Source organism: Micromonospora sp. WMMD714 (assembly GCF_029581315.1).
In the GTDB taxonomy this organism is placed as follows: domain Bacteria; phylum Actinomycetota; class Actinomycetes; order Mycobacteriales; family Micromonosporaceae; genus Micromonospora; species Micromonospora rifamycinica.
Genome location: NZ_CP120744.1, coordinates 2,255,819 through 2,276,943, shown reverse-complemented (window position 1 = coordinate 2,276,943; position 21,125 = coordinate 2,255,819). Strand labels below are relative to the sequence as shown.

The 21,125-nt window shown below is 73.6% G+C and carries 18 protein-coding genes; 2 read left to right on the top strand and 16 right to left on the bottom strand.

Translation table 11 applies throughout. The features are described from left to right. Positions 1-20 precede the first annotated feature (20 nt). The 9 genes from O7625_RS10265 to O7625_RS10225 all read right to left on the bottom strand — a co-directional run bounded on the left by O7625_RS10265 (position 21) and on the right by O7625_RS10225 (position 12,595). A complete protein-coding gene (locus O7625_RS10265; RefSeq protein WP_282345584.1) occupies positions 21-2,393 on the bottom strand; it encodes a glycoside hydrolase family 65 protein in 2,373 nt (790 codons plus the stop codon). Next, positions 2,390-3,139, bottom strand: a complete 750-nt coding sequence (locus tag O7625_RS10260; RefSeq protein WP_282345583.1) for a beta-phosphoglucomutase family hydrolase — start codon at positions 3,137-3,139, stop codon at positions 2,390-2,392. The genes O7625_RS10265 and O7625_RS10260 overlap by 4 nt, the downstream gene beginning before the upstream one ends. Positions 3,140-3,287: 148 nt before the next feature. Then, on the bottom strand, positions 3,288-3,755 hold the full coding sequence (locus O7625_RS10255) for a DUF4442 domain-containing protein (RefSeq protein ID WP_282345582.1): 468 nt from the start codon (positions 3,753-3,755) through the stop codon (positions 3,288-3,290). 166 nt (positions 3,756-3,921) lie between these two features. Further along, on the bottom strand, positions 3,922-5,229 hold the full coding sequence (locus O7625_RS10250; protein WP_067311273.1) for an ABC transporter ATP-binding protein: 1,308 nt from the start codon (positions 5,227-5,229) through the stop codon (positions 3,922-3,924). Positions 5,230-5,360: 131 nt separating this feature from the next. Further along, positions 5,361-7,535 carry a bifunctional glycosyltransferase family 2 protein/CDP-glycerol:glycerophosphate glycerophosphotransferase gene (locus tag O7625_RS10245; protein WP_282345581.1) on the bottom strand — a complete coding sequence of 725 codons (2,175 nt, stop codon included), beginning with the start codon at positions 7,533-7,535 and terminating at the stop codon, positions 5,361-5,363. 15 nt (positions 7,536-7,550) lie between these two features. Next, on the bottom strand, positions 7,551-9,590 hold the full coding sequence (locus tag O7625_RS10240) for a DUF5941 domain-containing protein (RefSeq protein ID WP_282346886.1): 2,040 nt from the start codon (positions 9,588-9,590) through the stop codon (positions 7,551-7,553). A 2-nt stretch (positions 9,591-9,592) separates the two neighbouring features. Then, the gene (locus O7625_RS10235) at positions 9,593-10,336 is read right to left on the bottom strand and encodes an ABC transporter ATP-binding protein (RefSeq protein WP_067315695.1); all 744 of its coding nucleotides are present in this window, start codon (positions 10,334-10,336) and stop codon (positions 9,593-9,595) included. Next, positions 10,337-11,164 (bottom strand): ABC transporter permease, encoded by an 828-nt coding sequence (locus O7625_RS10230; RefSeq protein ID WP_282345580.1) that lies wholly within the window; start codon positions 11,162-11,164, stop codon positions 10,337-10,339. A 60-nt stretch (positions 11,165-11,224) separates the two neighbouring features. Continuing rightward, on the bottom strand, positions 11,225-12,595 hold the full coding sequence (locus O7625_RS10225; protein ID WP_282345579.1) for an L-serine ammonia-lyase: 1,371 nt from the start codon (positions 12,593-12,595) through the stop codon (positions 11,225-11,227). 613 nt (positions 12,596-13,208) lie between these two features. Here O7625_RS10225 and O7625_RS10220 point away from each other — a divergent pair. Next, positions 13,209-13,415, top strand: coding sequence for a PspC domain-containing protein (locus O7625_RS10220; protein WP_208565635.1), 207 nt, complete (start codon positions 13,209-13,211; stop codon positions 13,413-13,415). Between the two features lie 138 nt (positions 13,416-13,553). Here the strand turns inward: O7625_RS10220 and O7625_RS10215 are convergent, their stop codons facing one another. From O7625_RS10215 to pdxH, 7 genes are all read right to left on the bottom strand, one after another. Next, the gene (locus O7625_RS10215) at positions 13,554-14,321 is read right to left on the bottom strand and encodes a DUF4230 domain-containing protein (RefSeq protein ID WP_282345578.1); all 768 of its coding nucleotides are present in this window, start codon (positions 14,319-14,321) and stop codon (positions 13,554-13,556) included. 100 nt (positions 14,322-14,421) lie between these two features. Then, entirely contained in the window at positions 14,422-15,585 is a 1,164-nt protein-coding gene (locus O7625_RS10210; RefSeq protein ID WP_282345577.1) for an acyl-CoA dehydrogenase family protein, read from the bottom strand. A 21-nt stretch (positions 15,586-15,606) separates the two neighbouring features. Then, the gene (locus tag O7625_RS10205) at positions 15,607-15,921 is read right to left on the bottom strand and encodes a type II toxin-antitoxin system VapB family antitoxin (protein WP_067312538.1); all 315 of its coding nucleotides are present in this window, start codon (positions 15,919-15,921) and stop codon (positions 15,607-15,609) included. A gap of 179 nt (positions 15,922-16,100) precedes the next feature. Then, positions 16,101-16,703 carry a nitroreductase family protein gene (locus O7625_RS10200; protein WP_282345576.1) on the bottom strand — a complete coding sequence of 201 codons (603 nt, stop codon included), beginning with the start codon at positions 16,701-16,703 and terminating at the stop codon, positions 16,101-16,103. A 2-nt stretch (positions 16,704-16,705) separates the two neighbouring features. Next, positions 16,706-17,635 (bottom strand): aldose 1-epimerase family protein, encoded by a 930-nt coding sequence (locus O7625_RS10195; protein ID WP_067312533.1) that lies wholly within the window; start codon positions 17,633-17,635, stop codon positions 16,706-16,708. Positions 17,636-17,701: 66 nt separating this feature from the next. Then, complete coding sequence (locus O7625_RS10190; protein WP_282345575.1) at positions 17,702-18,997, bottom strand: MFS transporter; 1,296 nt, start codon at positions 18,995-18,997, stop codon at positions 17,702-17,704. Continuing rightward, the gene (gene pdxH, locus O7625_RS10185; RefSeq protein ID WP_282346885.1) at positions 18,994-19,683 is read right to left on the bottom strand and encodes a pyridoxamine 5'-phosphate oxidase; all 690 of its coding nucleotides are present in this window, start codon (positions 19,681-19,683) and stop codon (positions 18,994-18,996) included. Before pdxH ends, O7625_RS10190 begins: the two co-directional genes overlap by 4 nt. 211 nt (positions 19,684-19,894) lie before the next feature. Here pdxH and O7625_RS10180 point away from each other — a divergent pair, with 211 nt between their 5' ends. Then, positions 19,895-21,001 carry a citrate synthase 2 gene (locus O7625_RS10180; protein WP_282345574.1) on the top strand — a complete coding sequence of 369 codons (1,107 nt, stop codon included), beginning with the start codon at positions 19,895-19,897 and terminating at the stop codon, positions 20,999-21,001. Positions 21,002-21,125 lie beyond the last annotated feature (124 nt).

The following is a 21,125-nucleotide window of genomic DNA, read 5'->3' as shown; positions in this document are numbered from 1 at the left end:
CCGGTGACCGGGGCCGGGTGTCAGGGGCGGGGCTCCGGGAGGCGCAGCAGCGGGGACCGGCCGGGCGGCTGCTCCGGATCGGGGCCGCGCCCACCGGCCTGCGGCACGGGGACGGTGACCGGCGCGGCGGAGGTGACCCGGACGGGCTCGCCGTGGTGGCGCAGCTCCATCACCGTGTCCGGGCCGCCGTTGCGCAGCGAGTAGGTCGTCTGGTGCGGTCGGACGTCCACCCGCAGCCGCATCGACCGCCACTGCAACGAGAACTCCAACCGGCTCAACCCGCTGGACAGCCGGGGGGCGAACGACAGCGCGCCGTCGTGGTCGCGCAGCCCGCCGAAGCCGGCCACCAACGCGATCCAGGCCCCGGCCAGCGACGCCATGTGCACGCCGTCGCGGGTGTTCTCGTTCAGGTCGTGCAGGTCCATCAAAGCGGCTTCCCGCAGGTAGCTGTGGGCCAGTTCGGGGTGACCCACCTCGGCCGCGAGCACCGCCTGGGTGCAGGCGGACAGGGACGAGTCCCGCACCGTACGCCGCTCGTAGTAGAGGAAGTTGCGCAGCTTCTGCGCGTCGGTGAAGGCGTCCCCCCGCCAGTGCATCGCCAGCACCAGGTCGGCCTGCTTGACCACCTGCTTGCGGTACAGGTCGAAGTACGGGTAGTGCAGCAGCAGCGGGTACTTCTCGGTCGGGGTGCGGGCGAAGTCCCACTCCTGGAGCCGGGTGAAGCCCTCCACCTGCTCGTGCACGTCGAGGTCCTCGTCGTACGGGAGGTGCATGGCCTGGGCGGCGTCGCGCCACTCGGCCGCCTCCTCGTCGGTCACCCCGAGGTCACGCGCCTCGTCGCGCAGGCGCATCGCACAGTCGGCGGCGGCGAGCAGGTTCCGCTGGGCCATCAGGTTGGTGTAGATGTTGTCGTTCTTGACCGCGGTGTACTCGTCCGGGCCGGTCACCCCGTCGAGGTGGAACCGGCCGTTGCGGTCGTGGTGGCCCAGCGAGCGCCACAGCCGGGCCGTCTCCACCAGCAGCTCCAGGCCGATGTCGCGTTCGAGCTGCTCGTCGCCGGTGACCAGGACGTAGCGGCGCAGCGCGTCGGCAACGTCGGCGGCGATGTGGAAGGCGGCGGTGCCGGCCGGCCAGTACGCCGAGGACTCCGGCCCCTCGATGGTGCGCCACGGGAACGCCGCGCCGGCCAGGTTCAACGTGCGGGCCCGTTCCCGGGCCTGGTCCAGGGTGGCGTGCCGCCAGTACAGGGCGTCGCGCACCGCGCCCGGCTGGGTGTACGTCAGCACCGGCAGGACGAACATCTCGGTGTCCCAGAAGGCGTGCCCGTCGTAGCCGGGGCCGGTGAGCCCCTTGGCGGAGATCGGTCGCCGTTCGGCCCGCGCCCCGGCCTGGAGCACGTGGAACAGTCCGAACCGGACCGCCTGCTGCACCTCCGGGTCGCCCTCGACCCGGACGTCGGCGGCGTCCCAGAACCCGTCGAGGTAGCTGCGCTGTTCCCGGTGCAGCCCGTCCCAGCCGGTCAGCCGGGCGGCGGCGAGCGCCGCGCCGACCTGGTCGCGCAGTGCGGGCAGCGAACGCCGGCTGGACCAGCCGTAGGCGAGGTACTTGACCACCCGCAGCGTCTCGCCGGGCTGGAGCACGCAGCCGATCGTGGTCCGGACCCAGTCCTCGTACCCCTCGGACTCGATGGTGGTCTTGCCGGGGGCGGTCACGTCGTGCCCCATCCCGGCGGCCACCCGCAGCCCGCTGACCTTGGTGCGGTGGATGAGCAGGCCGCCGTCGCCGGTGGTCAGCTCCTCCTCGGCCTGCAGCGGCGACTCCAGCACGGCGGCGACCCGGGGATCCCGGCTCTGCGCGGGCAGGTTCTCGTTGGCGACCAGCTCGGACTGGAGGATCAGCCGCAGCGGGCCGCTGACCGCCTCCACCTCGTAGTCGATCGCGGCGACCGAGCGTTGGGTGAAGGAGACCAGCCGGGTGCTGCGGACCTTCACCTCCCGGCCGGCGGGCGACCGCCAGTGCATCTCCCGGTGCAGGGTGCCGGCCCGCAGGTCGAGGACCCGTTCGTGGCTGAGCAGCTCGCCGTACCGCAGGTCGAGGGGTTCGTCGTCGACGAGCAGCCGGATCAGCTTGCCGTTGGTGACGTTGACGATCGTCTGTCCCGACTCGGGGAAGCCGAAGCCGGCCTCCGCGTACGGCAGCGGACGCAGCTCGTAGAACGAGTTGAGGTAGGTGCCGGGCAGGCCGTGCGGCTCGCCCTCGTCGAGGTTGCCGCGCAGCCCGATGTGACCGTTGGAGAGCGCGAAGACCGACTCGGACTGGGCCAGCACGTCCATGTCGAGGCGGGTCTCCCGGACGTGCCAGGGCTCGACCGGGTAGGCCCGTTCCCGGATCACGCGGCCGGCCCGGTGAGCAGGTCGCCGAGGTCGGTGACGACCACATCCGCCCCGTGGGCGCGCAGCTCGTCGGCCTGGCCGACCCGGTCGACACCGATCACGTACCCGAAGCCGCCGGCCCGGCCGGCGGCCACCCCGGCCAGCGCGTCCTCGAAGACGGCGGCGTCGGCGGGGGCCACCCCGAGCAGCTCGGCGGCGGCGAGGAAGGTGTCCGGGTGCGGCTTGCCGCGCAACCCTTCGGCGCGGGCGACCAGCCCGTCGACCCGGACCTCCAGCAGCGGTTCCAGGCCGGCGGCGGCGACCACGTCGCGGCAGTTGGCGCTGGCCGAGACCACCGCGCGGCGCAGCCCGGCCCGCTCGGCCGCCTCCAGGTAGGCCACCGACCCGGGGTACGCCGCGACGCCGTCGTGGCGGATCCGGTCCAGCAGGACGACGTTCTTGCGGTTGCCGACGCCGTTGACGGTCTCCGCGTCCGGCGGGTCGTCGGGGCTCCCCTCGGGCAGGGTGATGCCCCGGGAGGCGAGGAACGAGCGCACCCCGTCGGCGCGCGGCCTCCCGTCGACGTAGCGGCGGTAGTCCGGGCCGGGGTCGAACGGCCGGAACGGCTCGCCGGCGGCCTCGGCGTGCCGGCGCAACAGGTCGTCGAAGGTCTGTTTCCAGGCGGCGTTGTGCACCGTGGCGGTCGGGGTCAGCACGCCGTCGAGGTCGAAGAGGCAGGCGGTCACATGACCAGGTAGGCCCAGCACGCTACGAATCTATCCAGCGCCCCACCCGGGCAAACCCCCGCCACGCGGGTCAGCGGCCCGGCACGGGCCGACGTCCGGCCGGGAGCGGGTCGACCGTCCGGCCGGGAACGGGCCGACGTCCGGCCGGGAGCGGCGGCCCGACCCGGGGTCAGCGGTGCGGGCGCAGTGTCCAGAGCACGGTCATGGTGGCGGTGACGGTGCCGTCGGGGGTGCCGATCTCCACCACCACCGGGAACTCCGGGCGCTGCCCGGCGTCCAGCTCGGCGAGCACCTCGGCCGGGGTGCGACCGAGCCGCGCGGTGGCCCGCACCTCCCCCATCGCCACCTTCCGGTACGCGATGTCGGCCCGGACGGCGAGCGGCGTGGCCCGGTCGAGCACCGGCCCGAACGCGGCCATCACCACCGCGCCGGAGGCGGTCTCGCCGAGGGTGAACAGGGCGCCGGCGTGCGGGCCACCGACGTGGTTGTGGGTGGCCGGCGTGTCGGGCAGCCGGACGACCGCCCGGACCCCGCCCTCGGCCTCGGGGGCGACCTCGACGATCTCGAAGCCGAGCGTGCGGGCGAACGGGACGGCCCGGAGCACCCCGGCCGCCACCTCGCGGGAGTCAACGGTCATGACCCTGACGTTACCCGTCGGTAAATTCCCCGCCAAGCCTGCGCCTGATTCCCGCCATGTCGCTGGGAATTGCGGCGTCGGGACCTGCGGATACCGCGACTCCAGCGACATCGCGGCGGCAGCACCGGCGCATGCGACGGCAGCACCAGCGCGTGCGGCGGCCGGGTCAGCGCCAACCGACGTCGATGCGGTCGCCGCGCTCGTCGAAGAAGTGCAGCGCGTCCATCCGCACCGCGACCGCCATCGGGTGGCCCGCCGAGATCGCCGGGTACGGCGCGAGCCGTACCGCCAGCTCGGCGGGGCGTCGGTGGTGCCGGCCGGGGTCGTTGAGCACACTGCCCCGGTTGCCGCCGGGCGTCGTCGGGGCGGGCTGCTCCGGTTCCCCGGCCCGCCCGGTGAGCCGGGACATGACCTGGCCGAACCGGCGCAGTCCGCGCTGACCCGGGGCGTCGTCCTCGGCGGGGGCGCTCATCTCGTCCACCATGATGGCGGTGGCGCCGATGTCGAGGAAGGCCAGCGACTCGTGCCCGTGGTGCTCCAGGTAGCGGACCCGACCCTGGAGCACGTCACCGGGGGTGTCCGGGGCGACCGGGGTGAGCGCCTCGGCCCGCATCCCGACGACGATCCGCTCACCGTGGTAGTGCGCCACGGCGCGGCTGCGGATGTCGTCCCACGGCAGGTAGAGCGCCTGGTCACCGAGGGTGAGCGTGACGTACCGGTCGAGGTGGACGTAGACCGACGCCTCCAGCAGGTTCATCCGGGGGCTGCCGAGGAAGGCGGCGACGTACAGGGTCGCCGGGCGGCCGTACACCTGGGTGGGGGTGCCGACGTCCTGGAGCACGCCCTTGCGCATGATGGCCACCCGGTCGGCCATGGTCAGCGCCTCGGCCTGGTCGTGGGTGACGTAGATGGTGGTGACCCCCAGCTCGCGGGTCAGCGCGGAGATCTCGGCGCGCAGCTCGGCCCGTAGGCCGCTGTCCAGGTTGGACAGCGGCTCGTCCATCAGGAAGAGCCCCGGCCGGCGGACGATCGCCCGGCCCATCGCGACCCGCTGCCGCTGGCCGCCGGAGAGCTGGCTCGGCTTGCGGGCGAGCACGTCGCCGATGCCGAGCGCGCTGGCCACGTCCTGCACCCGCTCACCCCGCGGCACGGGCTCGACCCCGGACAGCTTCAGCGGGAAGCCGATGTTGTCACCGACCGACATGTGCGGGTAGAGCGCGAAGTCCTGGAAGACCATGGCGATCCGCCGGTCGCGCGGCGGCAGGTCGTTGGCGACCTCGCCGTCGAGCATCACCGCCCCGGTGGTCGGCTCCGCCAGGCCCGCGATCATCCGCAGAACGGTCGATTTCCCGCACCCGGACGGGCCGAGCAACACCATGAACTCACCGTCGACGACGTCGAGACTGACGTTGTCGACGGCGACTGTCCCGTCCGGGAAAACCTTTGTGACGTCCTTCAGCGCGACGGTGGTCACCGTCTCCTCCCCCAGCTTGGCCGAACCCCGGGTTGACTGTGACGAGCATCATCGGGTTAGCACATCGGGTAAACGTGCCATGTTCGACTGATGACAGCCCTATTACGGGCCAGTACGGCGATCCGCCCGGATCACCCATGTTCCCCGAGGAAGACCCGCCGGACCACCCGCTCGGCGGCGTGCCCGTCGTCCCAGCCACAGAACCGCTCCCGGAACGCCCGCCGCGCCCCCTCGGCCGCCGCCCCGGTCACCGCGTCGGACCGGAAGAGCGCACACAGCTCGTCGAAGGTCACCGCGACCGCGCCCGGCGCCTCGGCGGTGACGTCGAAGTAGACCCCCCGGGCCAGCCGGTAGGCGTCCCGGTCCGGCGCGTAGATCACGATCGGCCGGTCCAGCACCGCGTAGTCGAACATCGCCGACGAGTAGTCGGTGACCAGCACGTCGGCCGCCAGATAGAGATCCTCGACGGCGGCGACGTCGCTGACGTCGCGCACCCGGCCCCCGGTACGCCGCCGGCCCCGACCCTCCCGGTCGTGGAAGTAGTGGCTGCGCACCAGCAGCCGCCCGGCCGGCCCGAGCGCCGCCAGCAGCCGGTACGGATCGAACGGCGGCCGGTAGCCCGGCAGGTGCTCCCGGTGGGTCGGCGCGTAGAGCACCACCCGTTCACCCGGGTCGACGCCGAGTCGCGCCCGCACCACCCGCACCTCCTCGGCGGTGGCCGTGACCAGCCGGTCGTTGCGCGGATAGCCCGCCTCCAGCCGGACGTAGTCGGCCGGGTAGGCGCGGTCCCACATCTGGGTGGAGAAGGCGTTCGAGGTGATGCTGTAGTCCCAGCGGTCCACCCGGCGCAGCAGGCCCGCGAAGTCCATCCCGACCGCGCCGAGCGGGTACCGCTGCTGGTCCAGCCCCATCACCTTGACCGGGGTGCCGTGGTGGGTCTGCACGTGCACCTGGCCGGGGCGCTTGCGGACGAAGTCCGGGAAGTTCACGTTGTTGACCAGCCACCGCGCCCGGGCCAGCGCCCGCTGGCAGTCGCGGGTGCCGGCGACGACGTACTCGGTGCCGGGCGGGAGGGTGTCGATCCGGTCCCGCCGGACGATCCACACCCCCCGTACGTGCGGGGCCAGCCGGCGGGCGGCGGCGGCGATCGCGGCCGGGTTGCAGGCGCACCCGCGGTACCAGTAGGCGGCGTAGACGGCCAGCGTCGGGTCGATCGGCCGACGCGACTCGGCCCGGTAGTACTCGTGCAGCAGCGCGTCCCGGGCCAGCCGGGCGGTCCGCCGGAGCGCCGGCCGGGCCTGCCGGTCGGCGCTCCGGGCGCGCTCCCGGGCCTGGTGGGCGGTCCGCAGCGCGCGGAAGGTACGCCACCGGCCGGCGGCGACCAGCCGGTGCTTGAGCCCCTCCAGCCCGTCCGGCACCGGGTACCCCCCGGCCGGGCGGAAGCGCCGGTAATCGGCGGTGATCCGCCGGAAGAACGCCGGCCGTAACGCCGGGGCGATCCGGTCGCCGTTGCCGAGCACGGTCAGGTAGTGCCAGATCATCCGCTCGAAGACGACCGGTCGCAGCCCGGCCAGCTCCGGCCGCTCGTCGAGGAAGCCGAACACCCGGTGCCACTGGTCGAACACCTCGAAGTGCCGGTCGTCGAGGGTCCGGGTGATCGCCCCGGAGCGGCGCTGCCGGTAGTTGACGCAGACCCGGTCGAGCACCCCGATCCGCCCGGCGGCCAGCAGCACCGGGTAGCTGAACGCGACGTCCTCGTACCAGCCGGGGGCGAACCGCAGCCCGAGGCCGGTCAGGAACTCCCGGCGCACCAGCCGGTTCCAGGCGGTGTGCAGCAGGCGCACCGCCTCCGGCCGGTCCGCCAACCGGAAGGTCGCCGCGTCCGGCGGTTCGCCGAAGACGTCCGACAGGGCGCTGCGGGTGGCGCGGTCGTCCCAGTGCACCCGTACGTGGTCGACCAGCAGCACGTCCGGGCGGGTGGCGGTGAGCCGGTCGGCGACCTCGGGCAGGCAGTCCGGGGCGAGCCAGTCGTCGCCGTCGAGGAACCAGACGTACTCGCCGGTGGCCCGGTCCAGCCCGGCGTTGCGGGCCGGACCGAGCCCCACGTTGGCCGGCAGCCGGACCGCCCGGACCCGGGGGTCGCGGGCGGCGTACTCGTCGAGGATGTCGCCGCAGGCGTCCGGGGAGCCGTCGTCGACCCCGATCACCTCGATCTCCCGGTACGGCTGGCCGAGCAGCGAGTCCAGGCACTCGCGCAGGTAGCCCTGCACACGGAAGGCCGGTACGACGAAGCTGATCAGCGTCATCCGGCCGCCCCCGTCTCAGCCCGGCGAACCGCCCCGCACGGGTACGGCCGCCGTGCGGCCCGCGCGGGCCGGCAGGACGACCCAGGCCAGCACGACACTCGCCACGAAACCCACCAGAAGGTACGCACCGAGTGTAGCCATGGCGGGGCTGGCAAATCCGGCGATCGCCGCCACCGCCAGCAGCACCGAACGCCCCTCCCAGCCCAGCGTCCACCGGTGCAGCGGCGGGGCCGCCTGTCGCTTCTCCAACCGGGCGGTCAGGTCGTAGTGGTGCACGGTCAGCACGAAGACGTACCCGAAGACCAGCCAGGCCGGCACCCCGCCGACCACCCCGACCACGGCGGCGAAGAGGTACTCCCCGGCCCGCAGCGCCGCCGGCACCAGCCAGTCCAGCGGCCCGTTGTGCGCCGCGCCCGCGCCCAGCCCGGCGACCAGCAGCACCAGCAGCGCCACCGGCAGCCACCAGCGCAGACCGCCCGGGTCGCCGTCGCCGGCCGCCCGCAACAGCCCCACCACCAGCAGCACCGCCGGCCCGAGCGCCCCGAGCACCGCCAGGGTCAACGGACCCATCGGGCGGACCACCGGCAGCCGGGCCGCCACCGGCCCGTCGTCGCGGTGCAGGGTGGCATCCACGGTGTCCAGCACCGGCACCCACATCCAACGCGCCCGCAGGGTCCGCAACGCGCCCGTGTACCCGAACGCCAGCACCCCCCACACCAGCACCGAGACCAGGCTGACCAGCGGCCCGAACAGCGCGGCGGTGACCGCGATCAGCGCCCACCGCTCGCCGATCGGGAAGACCACCGTCCGCTTCAGCCAGTACGACACCGAGCCGGTGTCCGCCTGCACCCGGGTCGACGCGGCGTTCAGCTTCCCGCCGATCCCCCCGGCGGCCGGGGTGACCGGGCGGGGACGCCGGGCCGCCTCGTCGTGCAGCACCCCGTACCAGGCGTCGGTCATGTGCCGGACGGTCTGCAACGTCATCGCGGCGATGGCGAGCGCCCAGCCGTAGCGGAATCCGGCGTGCGTCGCGCCGTAGCCCAGCCCGGCGTAGACCAGGTACTCCTTCGCCCGGTCGGCCATCGTGTCCAGCCAGCCGCCCCAGGCGCTGAAGTGCCGGGTGTAGCGGGCCAGCTGCCCGTCCACGCAGTCGAGCACGAACCCCAGGTAGAGCAGGACCCCGCCGGCCACCAGGGCGGGCCGCCCGCCGACCCCGAAGAGCACCGCCGCGACCACCGCGAAGAGCACCGAGACCATGGTCACCCCGGTCGGCGTCAGGCCCAGCCGGGCGCACGCCTTGGTCACGTACGGCGACCAGGTGCTGACGAAGTAGGTGGTGAAGAAGTCGTCGCGTTCCTTCACCGACAGCCGCAGCTCCGCCCGGTCCTCGTCCACCCCGGCCAGGGCCGCCTCGGCGGCGGCCAGCCCGGCCGGGTCGGTGACCCGGTGCGCCACGAGCAGCCGTACCCGGTGGGCGAAGGTCAGGGTGCCGAGGTCGGTGAACGCGGCGAACAGCCGGTCCACGGCGGATCCGGCCGTCGGGGCGCCGGTCGCGTCCCCCGCCACCGCGCCCCCTACCGCCGCGTCCCCCGTCACCGTGCCGGGCGACACCCCCGCCGCCACCGGGGCGTGCGCGGCGCGGGCCGCGGCGGCCAGCGCCGGCAGGTCGTCCGCGCCGACCCGCAGCGCGCCGCCGAAGACGCCGGTCGCGTCGGGCAACTCCGGGCTGGCGTCGACCACCTGCCCGCGCTCCTCGCGGACCACCGTCCGGCCGGCGGCCGGCGGGTCGGTGAGCACCAGGGCCACCGTCGGGCCGACCGGGCTGGTCGCCAGGTGCCGCAGCACGGCCGTGTGCGCCACCAGGTCGGCCCCGGTGACCAGGACCGGGCCGGTGACCGTGTCCACCAGGGCGGCCAGCTCGGCCAGGCCGGTGACGGTGTGCACCCGCTCCGCCCCGGCCCCGCGCAGCTGCCCGGCGAGCCGGTCGGCCAGCGGTGCGCCGGTGCCGGTGGGCAGGCCCGCGGCCGGCGCACCGGCGGCGAGCACGATCGCCACGGTCACCGCGGCACCGCGGCGTGGTACGCGTCGAGCGCCTCGGCCACCGTCCCGTCCACGGTCAGCCGCCCGCCGTCGAGGTAGAGCCCCCGACGGCAGAACCGGGTCAGGTCCTTCTCGTTGTGTGACACCAGCACCAAGGTGCGCCCCTCCGCGAGCAGTCGGTCGATCGTCGAATAACACTTCCGGCGGAACTCCGCGTCGCCCACCGCGGTCACCTCGTCCATCAGCAGGATCGGGTGCGGCAGGTGCGAGATGATCGCGAACCCGAGCCGGACCTTCATCCCGGACGAGTAGTGCCGCACCGACGTGTCGATGGCCCGTTCCACCTGCTCACCGGCGAACGAGACGATGTCGTCGAAGTGCCGCCGCAGGTAGCCGGTGGAGAGTCCGTGCAGCCCGCCGACCAGGTAGAGGTTCTCCCGGCCGGTCAGGTCGTTGGAGAACCCGGCGGAGAGTTCCAGCAGCGGCGCGACGTCACCGCGGACGGTGATCCGCCCCTCGTCGGGGATGAGCACCCCGGCGATCAGCCGCAGCAGGGTGCTCTTGCCGGTGCCGTTGCGCCCGATCACGCCGAGCGTGTCGCCCGGCGCGACGGTGAACGAGACGTCCCGCAGCGGCCAGAACTGGCCGGCGGTGGTGGCCCGGCCGCCCCGGTGGATGAACAGCTCCCGCAGGCGCAGCTGCCGCCGCCGGTTGCGGACGAAGCGGATGCCGAGACCCTGCGCCTCGATGATCGGCGGCACCTAGAGTTCCTTCAGCACGGCCGGTTCGAGCCGGCGGAACGCCCACCAGCCGACCACCAGCACCAGCAGGCTGCCGACGATCGTGGTGGTCAGCAGCCGGGCGTCCGGGAACTCGTCCGGGTACCAGATGGCGTGCTGGAGCTGGAAGATGCCGACCAGCGGGTTCAGCTCGTACGCCACCTTCACCCAGCCCGGCATGCCGGACTCCCGGACCAGGCTCAACGGGTAGATGATCGGGGTGGCGTAGAACAGCACCCGGATGACCAGCCGCATGAACCGCTCCACGTCGCGCATCAGCACGTTGACCGCCGACAGCAGCAGGGCCAGGCCGATCAGCAGGGTGCCCTGCACGGCGACGGCCAGCGGCAGGCTCAGCAGCGACCAGCCCAGGTCGATCCGGCCGTGCGCGGCGTAGACGGCGGCGACGGCCAGCAGGATCGGCAGGCCGGCGACGTACTCGGCGAACCGGCCGGTGACCCGGCCGATCGGGAAGACCTGCCGGGGCAGGTTCATCGTGGTGATCAGGCGGGACTGCCCGGTCAGCGCGTTGGTCGCCTCGCTCAGCGCCGAACTGGTCCACATCCAGGCGAAGATGCCGGTGATCAGGAAGAGCGGGTACGACCCGGCGGCCTCGCCGAGGTGCCGGTTGGTCGGCCCGGAGTAGAGCACCCCGAAGACGAAGAAGTAGATCGCACCCATCCCCAGCGGCTCGATCAGCGACCAGAAGTAACCGAGCACGGACTGCTGGTACTTCACCGCGAGGTCACGCCGGACCAGGATGCGCAGCGAGGTGCGGTGCGACCACAACGCCGTGACGCCTGCGGTCACCGTCGCCTCCCGCCTGACAACAACGGACGACAGGTTAGCAGTCGGTGAACGAACGCCCCCTCAGCACTCGATCACGTTGACGGCCAGGCCGCCGCGTGCCGTCTCCTTGTACTTGACCTTCATGTCCGCCCCGGTCTCGCGCATGGTCTTGATGACCTTGTCGAGCGAGACGTGGTGCACCCCGTCGCCGCGCAGCGCGAGCCGGGCCGCCGTGATCGCCTTGATGCTAGCCACCGCGTTGCGCTCGATGCAGGGGATCTGCACCAGCCCCCCGACCGGGTCGCAGGTGAGCCCGAGGTTGTGCTCCATGCCGATCTCGGCGGCGTTCTCCACCTGGCCGGGGGTGCCGCCGAGCGCCTCGGCCAGCCCGGCGGCGGCCATCGAGCAGGCCGAGCCGACCTCGCCCTGGCAGCCCACCTCGGCCCCGGAGATCGAGGCGTTCTCCTTGAACAGCACCCCGATCGCCCCGGCGGCCAGCAGGAACCGGACCACCCCCTCGTCGGAGGCCCCGGGCACGAACCGGGTGTAGTAGTGCAGCACCGCCGGGATGATCCCGGCCGCGCCGTTCGTCGGGGCGGTGACCACCCGGCCACCGGCGGCGTTCTCCTCGTTGACCGCGAGCGCGAACAGGGTCACCCAGTCCATCGCGCGCAGCGGGTCGGTCGAGCCGGCGTCGGCCTCCAGGCTGCGGCGCAGCTCGGCGGCCCGGCGGCGGACCCGCAACCCGCCCGGCAGCACCCCGGCCCGCTCGCCGCCGCGCGCCACGCACTCCCGCATCACCCGCCAGATGTCCAGCAGCCCGGCCCGGACGTCCGCCTCGCTGCGCCAGGACAACTCGTTGGCGAGCATTACTGCGCTGATCGACAGCCCGGTGCCGGTGGTGACGTCCAGCAGCTCGGCCCCGGTCGAGAAGGGGTGCCGCACGGTCGTGGTGTCCGGCGTGATCCGGTCCGCCCCGGCCGCCGCCTCGTCGACCACGAACCCGCCACCGACCGAGTAGTACGTGCGGCTGCGCACCTCGGCCCCGGCCGCGTCCCAGGCCACGAAGGTCATCCCGTTCGGGTGGTACGGCAGCGACCGGCGGCGGTGCAGCACCAGGTCCCGGTCCGGCGCGAAGTCGATCTCCTGGGCGCCGAGCAGGGCGAGCCGGCCCCGGGCGCGGATCCCGGCGACCCGGGGACCGACGCTGTCGGTGTCCACCGTCTCCGGGCTCTCGCCGGCCAGCCCGAGCAGCACCGCCCGGTCGCTGCCGTGGCCGTGGCCGGTCGCGCCCAGCGAGCCGAACAACTCGGCCCGGACCCGGGTTACGGTGTGCAGCAGCCCGTCGGCCTTCAGCCCGGCGACGAAGGTGCGCCCGGCGCGCATCGGCCCCACCGTGTGCGAACTGGACGGGCCGATGCCGACACTGAAGAGGTCGAAGACACTGATCATCGCTGCGCTTCCTCGCCGTCGCCCCGGTGGTGCCGGGTCCGGTCGGGTCGTGTGGTCGCCCGGGATCACCGGCGACCTGCTGATCCCGCCCGGGGTGGGGGCGGTGTCGACCGGCGAGCCTACCCGCCCACCCCACCCCTTCCCGTCCCCGCACCCCGCACCCCGCACCCCGCACCCCGCACCCCGCACCCCGCACCCCGCACCCCGCACCCCGCACCCCGCACCCCGCACCCCGCACCAAGATCGTGCTCGATCCTGGTTGTAGTGGCCTCGCCGCGCAGGGATGCCACTACAACCAGGATCGAGCGTGATCTTGGTGCCCGAACGGCCGGGGTAGGCGGCGCGGGCTGTGGCAGGCAGCGCGGGCAGCGGCGGGTAACGCGGGTAACGGCCAGACAGCGCGGGCAACGGCCAGGCAGCGCGGGCAACGGCCAGGCAGCGCGGGCAACGCAGGCAACGGCCAGGCAGCGCCCGGGGCATCAGCCGGGGCCGACTCGGGTAACCACCTACGGGTACGGGGTCACCGGATCACTCTCGGGACGGAGGGCAAGGTGGCCACCCCTTCCTACCGTGGAATGCAGCGCGGCGGATCGCCGCAGAGTGGAGTTAGACGATGAGTCGCAAACTGGTCCGACCCCGCGAGGGGCGCATGCTCGCCGGTGTCTGTGCCGGCCTGGCCCGCCGGTTCAACACCTCAGCCACCCTGGTCCGGCTGCTGTTCCTGCTCTCCCTGCTGCTGCCCGGCACGCAGGTGATCGTCTACCTGGTGCTGTGGATCCTGATGCCCAACGAGGACCGCTACGCCACCACCACCTACTGACCAAGCCGGCCGTGCCCCCCGCCGGGCGCCCGTCGGGGTGTAGCCCGGTGATCAAGAGGTTTGCGTCATTGTCGATCTTCAGGTTGACGCAAACCTCTTGATCGCCAAGACCGTCCGGCCGGGGTCCGGCCGGGCCGGTCAGGGGGCGGTGTAGGTGATGGTGACCTTCTCGTAGCCGAGCGAGCGGAGCAGGCCCTCCAGCATCTTGCGGGTGTTCTCCTCGGCGCGCTGGGCCAGCCCGCTGTCCCGGGCCGCCGCGGTGATCCGCTCCTCGGCCATCCGGTAGACCTGCTGCTGCCGGTTGGGGTCGCCCTTGACCAGGTCGCCGATCCGGTTGAACAGGCCGCGCTCCTCGGCGAAGACGTAGCTCTTGTCCAGGTCGAGGTTGGTCTGGCCGAGCTGCGGCGCGGGCAGCTTGACCTCGACGGACTTGCCGTCGGCGGACGGTACCACCGCCCCCTCGCCGATCTTGCCGAAGTCGACGTACGCCTCGACGCTGCCCGCTCCGACGAAGAGGGTCCGCTGGTTGAGCAGGAACTCCGGCACGTTGTTGCGGTCGTTCTGCAGGTCCACCACGACCTGGAAGTTGCCCTCCGCCGCGACGTAACGGCTGAGATCCTGGATCGACTTGAGCAGCGGCGGCTGACTGCGGTCGGTCTGCTCCTTGGCGAACGGGTTACGGAAGTCCGGGAAGATCCCGGTCACCTGGGTGCCGAGCAGCACCACCACGACCAGCGCCGCCGCGCCGAGCACCCAGAGCAGACCCCGGGCCGGGCCGCCGCCGGTGCGGGGCGGGTCGGCCGGTGGGGTCTCCGGGTCGACCGGGTCAGCCGACCGGGTACGCAGTGTGTCGGCGGTCGGGTAGCCGGGGAACTCACTCTGCGGGGTCTCACCGTCGTGGGCCATCGCCCTCACCGTCCTCGTCAGACACGTGCCTCTGTCGATGACGGTACGGCCACCGTGCGACGCCCGCGCGGCGAGCGCCCCGAACGGGTGACGGCCGGTCTCAGCCGAACGCGGACAACCCGGTGAGCCGCTGCCCGACGACCAGCTGGTGGATCTCGGAGGTGCCCTCGTAGGTGAGCACGCTCTCCAGGTTGTTGGCGTGCCGCATCACCGGGTACTCGCCGGAGATCCCGTTCGCGCCGAGGATCGTCCGGCACTGCCGGGCGATGGCCAGCGCCTCCCGGACGTTGTTCAGCTTGCCCACACTGACCTGCTCCGGTCGCAGCGTGCCCGCGTCGGCCAGCCGGCCCAGGTGCAGGGCGAGCAGCAGCCCCTTGTTCCACTCCACCGCCATGTCGGCGAGTTTGGCCTGGGTGAGCTGGAACCCGGCCAGCGGGCGACCGAACTGGGTCCGGGTGGTGGCGTACGCCAGGGCGGTCTCCAGGCAGTCGCGGGCCGCGCCGAGCGCGCCCCAGACGATGCCCTGCCGGGCCTCGGTCAGGCAGCTCAGCGGCGCCCGGAGCCCGACCGCCTCCGGCAACCGGGCGTCCGCCGGCAGCCGGACCCCGTCGAGGACGATCTCGCCGGTCACCGAGGCCCGCAGCGACATCTTGCGGTGGATCTCGCCGGCCGTCACCCCGGGGGCGTCCATCGGCACCAGGAAACCCCGCACCCCCTCGTCGGTACGCGCCCAGACCACCCCGACGTCGGCGACCGGCGCGTTGGTGATCCACATCTTCGCGCCGTCGAGGATCCAGTCGTCGCCGTCCCGGCGGGCCCGGGTCACCATCGAGGCCGGATCGGAGCCGTGGTCCGGCTCGGTCAACCCGAAGCAGCCGATCGCCTCGCCGGCCGCCATCGCGGGCAGCCAGCGCTGCTTCTGCTCCTCGCTGCCGAAGCGCCAGACGGCGTACATGGCCAGTGAACCCTGCACCGACACCAGGGACCGGACGCCGGAGTCGCCGGCCTCCAGCTCCAGGCAGGCCAGCCCGTACGCCACGGCCGAGGCGCCGGCGCAGCCGTACCCGGTCAGGTGCATGCCGAGCAGCCCGAGCCGGCCGAACTCGCGGGCCAGCTCGCGCGCCGGAACCCGGCCGTCCTCGTACCAGTCGGCGACGTGCGGGCGGACCCGGTCGTCGACGAGCCGGCGGACCACGGCCCGGATCTGCCGCTCCTCCTCGCTCAGCGAGGCGTCGACGTCCAGCAGGTCCAGCGCAGCACCCATGGCCGCCACCCTAACGACTGTTCAGGCGGACGTCTCGGGCTGCCCGTTGTAGACCAGCACCCGGGCGTGGATCTGGTTGCGCTGCTGCAACGCCGCCCGCAGCGCCCGGTGCAGGCCGTCCTCCAGGTAGAGACCGCCGCCCCACTCCACCACGTGCGGGAACAGGTCGCCGTAGAAGGTGGAGTCCTCGGCGAGGAGCTTGTCCAGCGCCAGCTCGCGCTTGGTGGTGATGAGCTGGTCCAGCCGCAGCGGACGCGGTGGGATCTCCGCCCACTGCTTGAGAGTCAGGTGGTGTTCCGGGTAGGGACGCCCGTCCCGGACCGCTCTGAAGATCACGGCACGCTCCCCTCCCCGTGGCCAGGCCGACCCTCGGCGTGGTGCCGGGTCACGCCGGGATACCGCACTGTGCGGCACCGATGACGGTGCCAGCCTATCCGCCCCTGCCACACCGCGTTTTGCTCCCCGTTGTCGGTTTCCGTCCCCCCGACACCCACCGCGCAGGGTACGAACCAGCATCAACTCCACCGACCGCGGCGCACCACCTCGTCCACCGGTCGACGCCCCCGCCGCAGCGACGGTGACCGGTGGTCCACCGCCCGGTAACCCACCGTCAACGCGCCGATCGGATGGTATTCCGCCGGCACCCCGAACGCCTCCCGGTACGCCGCCAACCGGTCGGGCGGGATGCCGAAGAAGCACGCCCCCAGCCCCTCGTCCACGGCGGTCAGCAGCATCAGCAGCGCGGCGAAACCCGTGTCGACGTACCAGTAGGGCACCGGCCAGCGGTCCTCGGAGCGGTCCGTCCAGCCCTTGTCCGGCTCGGCGTACCGCTCCAGGTAGGCCGCCCGGTTGGCGTGCGGCACCACGATCAGCGGGGCCCGGCGCATCCCCGCCAGCCACCGCTGACGCCCACCGCCGCCCGGGGTCGCCGCCGCCCAGAACCGCTCCCGGTCCGCCGGCTCCTCCAGCACCAGGAAACCCCAGCCCTGGGCGAAGCCGGCCGACGGCGCCCGGACCGCGTGGCCGAGCAGCCGGTCCACCACCTCCGGCGGCACCGGACGGTCCGGGTCGTAGTTGCGCACCATCCGGCGTCGCCGGACCACCTCGGCGAACTCCATGCTCAGGCCCCGGGCCGGATGCCCCAGCTGCCCCGCCAGGTCTGCCCCGCGCCCAGCTCGATCACGTCCCGGCCGGACCGGAAGGCGTCCGGCGGGCAGGTCATCGGCTCCACCGCCACCGACCGGCGGTGCCGTTCCCCGGTGAGCGCGTCGCCGGTGAAGACCTGCCACCAGCCGAACTCGCGGTCCGCCCAGAGCCGCACGCCGTCCGCGTCGTCGGGGGCGGCCAGGGTCACCGACGAGCCGCCGTCGTCGTCCCGGATCACGTCGCCGAAGCAGAGGTCGAGCTGCGCCTGGCCGATCGGGCGGGGGGTGGTCCAGTCGTACTCGGTGCCGGCCACCGGGGTCGCCCCGATCGGCAGCAGCCGGGCGTCGACCTGGAGCCGGCTGCGGGCCGGCAGCCGCATCGTGAGGTCGTCCACCGCGACCCCGGCCAGCCGCAGGTACGGGTGCACGGAGAACCCGAACGGCGCGGTCTCGACCCCGGTGTTGGTCACCTCGTGCTCGGCACGCAGCCCGTCCGCCCCCACGCTCCACCGGCTGCGCAGCCGCAACGGCCACGGGTAGCCGGGGGTCGGCGGCAGGTCGTAGCCGAGGGTCACCGCGTCGGCGGACTCCTCGACCAGCTCCCAGCGCACCCAGTTGACCAGGCCGTGCAGGGCGACCCCGCGGGCCGGCTCGGTCAGGTCGAGCTGCAACGACCGGCCGCCGAAGGTGTACTTCCCGTCCCGGATCCGGTTCGGCCAGGGGGCCAGCACGTGCCCGGCGCTACCGGGACTGATCTCGTCCTCGGCGTAGCCGTCGAGGTAGTCCACCCCGTTCCGCCGGAACGTGCGTACCCCACCGCCGACCTCGACGATGACGGCCTCGTGGCCGTCGGCGGCGATGGTCCACTGTGTCCCCGAGGCGGGGCGCCGTGCGGTGTTGTCCATGCCGTGACCTTAGTCGGTGCCCTGCTCGGCCCGCCGGACCCGGCGCACCGTCCCACCGGGCGGTGATCAGCGGCGCTGTTCCGCCGGCGCGGTGCCGGCCCGGTAGCGCAGCAGGGCCGGGAAGCTCACCACCAGCAGCACCGCCAACGCCGCCGCGAGCAACCCGCCACCGACCCAGGCGACACCGGGGCCGAACCCGGCCGCCACCGCCCCCGCCCGCAGGTCGCCGAGGCGCGGGCCACCGGCCACCACCACCGTGTTCACCCCCTGGAGCCGGCCGCGCATCCGGTCCGGCGCGTAGACCAGCAGCATCGACTGCCGCAGCACCGCGCTGACCAGATCCGCCGCGCCGGCCACCGCGAGCAGGAGCACCACCAGCCAGAGCTGGCGGGCCAGCCCGGCCGCCGCGATGGCCAGCCCCCAGCCCACCACGGCCACCACCAGGGCGAGCCCCTGCCGGCGCAGCCGGCCGATCCACCCGGAGGTCAGGCCGCCCAGCATCGCGCCGATCGCGATCGCGCTGTAGAGCCAGCCCACCACCGCGCCGCCGCCGAACCGCTCCTGCGCCACCTCGGGGAAGAGCGCCCGGGGCATGGCCAGGATCATCGCGATCAGGTCGATGGCGAACGAGGAGAGCAGCACCGGGGTGGCGGCGAGGTAGCGGAAGCCGTCGAGGATGCCGGCCAGGCCGCCCCGTCGGGCCTCGCCCTCGGCGGGTGGGGCCGGCGGCATCGCCGGCAGCCGCAGCGTCGCCACCACCAGCGCGGTGAACAGCAGCGCGTCGGCTGCGTACGCGACCGGCAGCCCGGCGCCGGTGCCGAAGGCGGCGAAGACCAGGCCGGCGGCGAGCGGGCCGGCCACCGCCGCGGCGGTGAAGGTGGTGTAGTTCAGGGTGCTGCCGGCCGGGACCAGCTCGGGCGGGAGCAGCCGGGGCAGGATCGCCGACCGGGCCGGCGAGCTGATGGCGAACGCGATCGAGTGCACGGTCACCAGCGCCAGCAGCAGCACCGGGCTGCCCAGGCCGGACAGCGCGTGCCCGAGCAGGCCGAGCACCGACACCCAGAGCAGCGCCGAGCCGACCAGCAGCACCCGCCGCCGGTCCCGGGCGTCGGCGACCGCCCCGCCCCACAGGCCGAAGACCAGCAGCGGCAGGAAGCCGGCCACCCCGAGCAGGCCCACCCAGAAGGAGTTCCGGGTCAGCGCGTACATCTCCACCGGCACGGCGACCGCGGTGAACTGGAACCCGAACATCGCCACCGTGTTGCCGAGCCACATCCGGCGGTACGCGGGGATCCGCAGCGGGCGCAGGTCGATGGCCCAGCGGCGGACGCCACCCGGCCGGGCCTGCTGGACGGCGGTCACGGTGCCAGCCGCTCGACCACCCAGTCGTCCCCGCCGACCCGACGGAACCGCAGCCGGTCGTGCAGCCGACCGGCCCGCCCCTGCCAGAACTCCACCGACTCCGGCCGGACCCGGAACCCGCCCCAGTGCGGGGGCGCGGGGACCGGCGTGCCGTCCGGGAAGCGCTCCGCCGCCACCCGGTACGCCTCCTCCAGCGCGGCCCGGTCCGGCACCACCTCGGACTGGGTGCTCGCCCAGGCGCCGAGCTGGGAGCCGCGCGGCCGGGTGGCGAAGTACGCCTCGGTCTCGGCCCGGTCGACGGGCGCGACCCGGCCGGTCACCACCACCTGCCGCTGCATCGGGAACCAGGGGAAGACCAGGCTGGCCCACGGGTTGGCGGCCAGCTCGGTGCCCTTGCGCGAGCCGTGGTTGGTGTAGAAGACGAAGCCCGCCGGGTCGTACTCCTTGAGCAGCACGGTCCGGCCGCTGGGCCGACCGGCGGCGTCGGCGGTGCCGAGGACCATCGCGTTCGGCTCGGGCAGCCCGGCCGCGACCGCGTCGGCCAGCCAGCGGCCGAACTGGGTGGGCCAGTCGGCGGCCAGTCCCCGCTCGGTGAGGCCCCGGTCGGCGGCGTACTCGTTGCGCATGCCCGCCAGGGCAGGTGTGTCGCCCGTCACGTCATTCTCCCCTCGCCGGGCGTGCCGCATCCTGTCGACGCTGGTCAGCCCACCGATCAGTCTCACGCCAGGTGCCCCGACGTCCAGCGGCGGGGATGTCGCGTGCGGCACAGTGGCAGCGGGTCGCGCGCCTGGTTACTCACCAGGCAAGATGGCACGAACACATCCCTGAGGGTCGCCTAAGGTACCGGGCCGGACCGAGCCCGTGGCGGGCGTACCGAGCCAGAAGCCAGGAGACGACATGGCCGACTTCAAACCGGGTCTCGAAGGCGTCGTGGCCTTCGAGACCGAGATCGCCGAACCGGACCGCGAGGGTGGCGCGCTGCGCTACCGGGGCGTGGATATCGAGGATCTGATCGGCCAGGTCTCCTTCGGCAACGTCTGGGCGCTGCTGGTCGACGGGCGGTTCGGCCCCGGCCTGCCGCCGGCCGAGCCGTTCCCGGTGCCGGTGCACTCCGGCGACATCCGCGTCGACGTGCAGTCCGCGGTCGCCATGCTCGCTCCGTACTGGGGGCTCAGTCAGCTGCTGGACATCTCCGACTCCCAGGCCCGCGCCGACCTGGCCCGGGTCTCGGTGACCGCGCTCTCCTTCGTCGCCCAGTCCGCCCGCGGCCTCGGCCTGCCGGCGGTGCCGCAGAAGGAGATCGACAAGGCCGAGACGATCGTCGAGCGCTTCATGAAGCGCTGGCGGGGCGAACCGGATCCCCGGCACGTCAAGGCCGTCGACGCGTACTTCATCTCGGCCGCCGAGCACGGTCTGAACGCCTCCACCTTCACCGCCCGGATCGTCGCCTCCACCGGTGCCGACGCCGCGGCCTGCATCTCGTCGGGCATCGGCGCGCTCTCCGGCCCGCTGCACGGCGGCGCCCCGTCGCGGGTGCTCACCATGCTGGAGGCCGTCGAGCGCAGCGGCGACGCCGAGGGGTACGTCAAGGGCGTCCTCGACCGCGGTGAGCGGCTGATGGGCTTCGGCCACCGGGTCTACCGGGCCGAGGACCCGCGCGCCCGGGTGCTCCGGCGCACCGCCCGCGAGCTGGGCGCACCCCGTTTCGAGGTGGCCGAGGCGCTGGAGAAGGCCGCGCTGGCCGAGCTCCAGGCCCGCCGCCCGGACCGGGTCCTCGCCACCAACGTCGAGTTCTGGTCGGCCGTGGTGCTGGACTTCGCCGAGGTGCCGGCGCACATGTTCACCTCGATGTTCACCTGCGCCCGGATGGGCGGCTGGTCCGCGCACATCCTGGAGCAGAAGAAGCTCCAGCGGCTGGTCCGGCCGTCCGCCCGCTACATCGGGCCGGAGACCCGCAAGCCGCAGCAGGTCGAGGGCTGGGACGCCATCCCGCACGGCGTCTGAGCACGCGTACTCCGCAAGGGGCGTCGACCGGCCGGTCGACGCCCCTTCCGCGTGACCGCCGCCCGCGCCGGCGTGTCCGCCCACCCGCTCCCGGCGGGTCCGCCCACCCGCTCCCGGTGGGTCC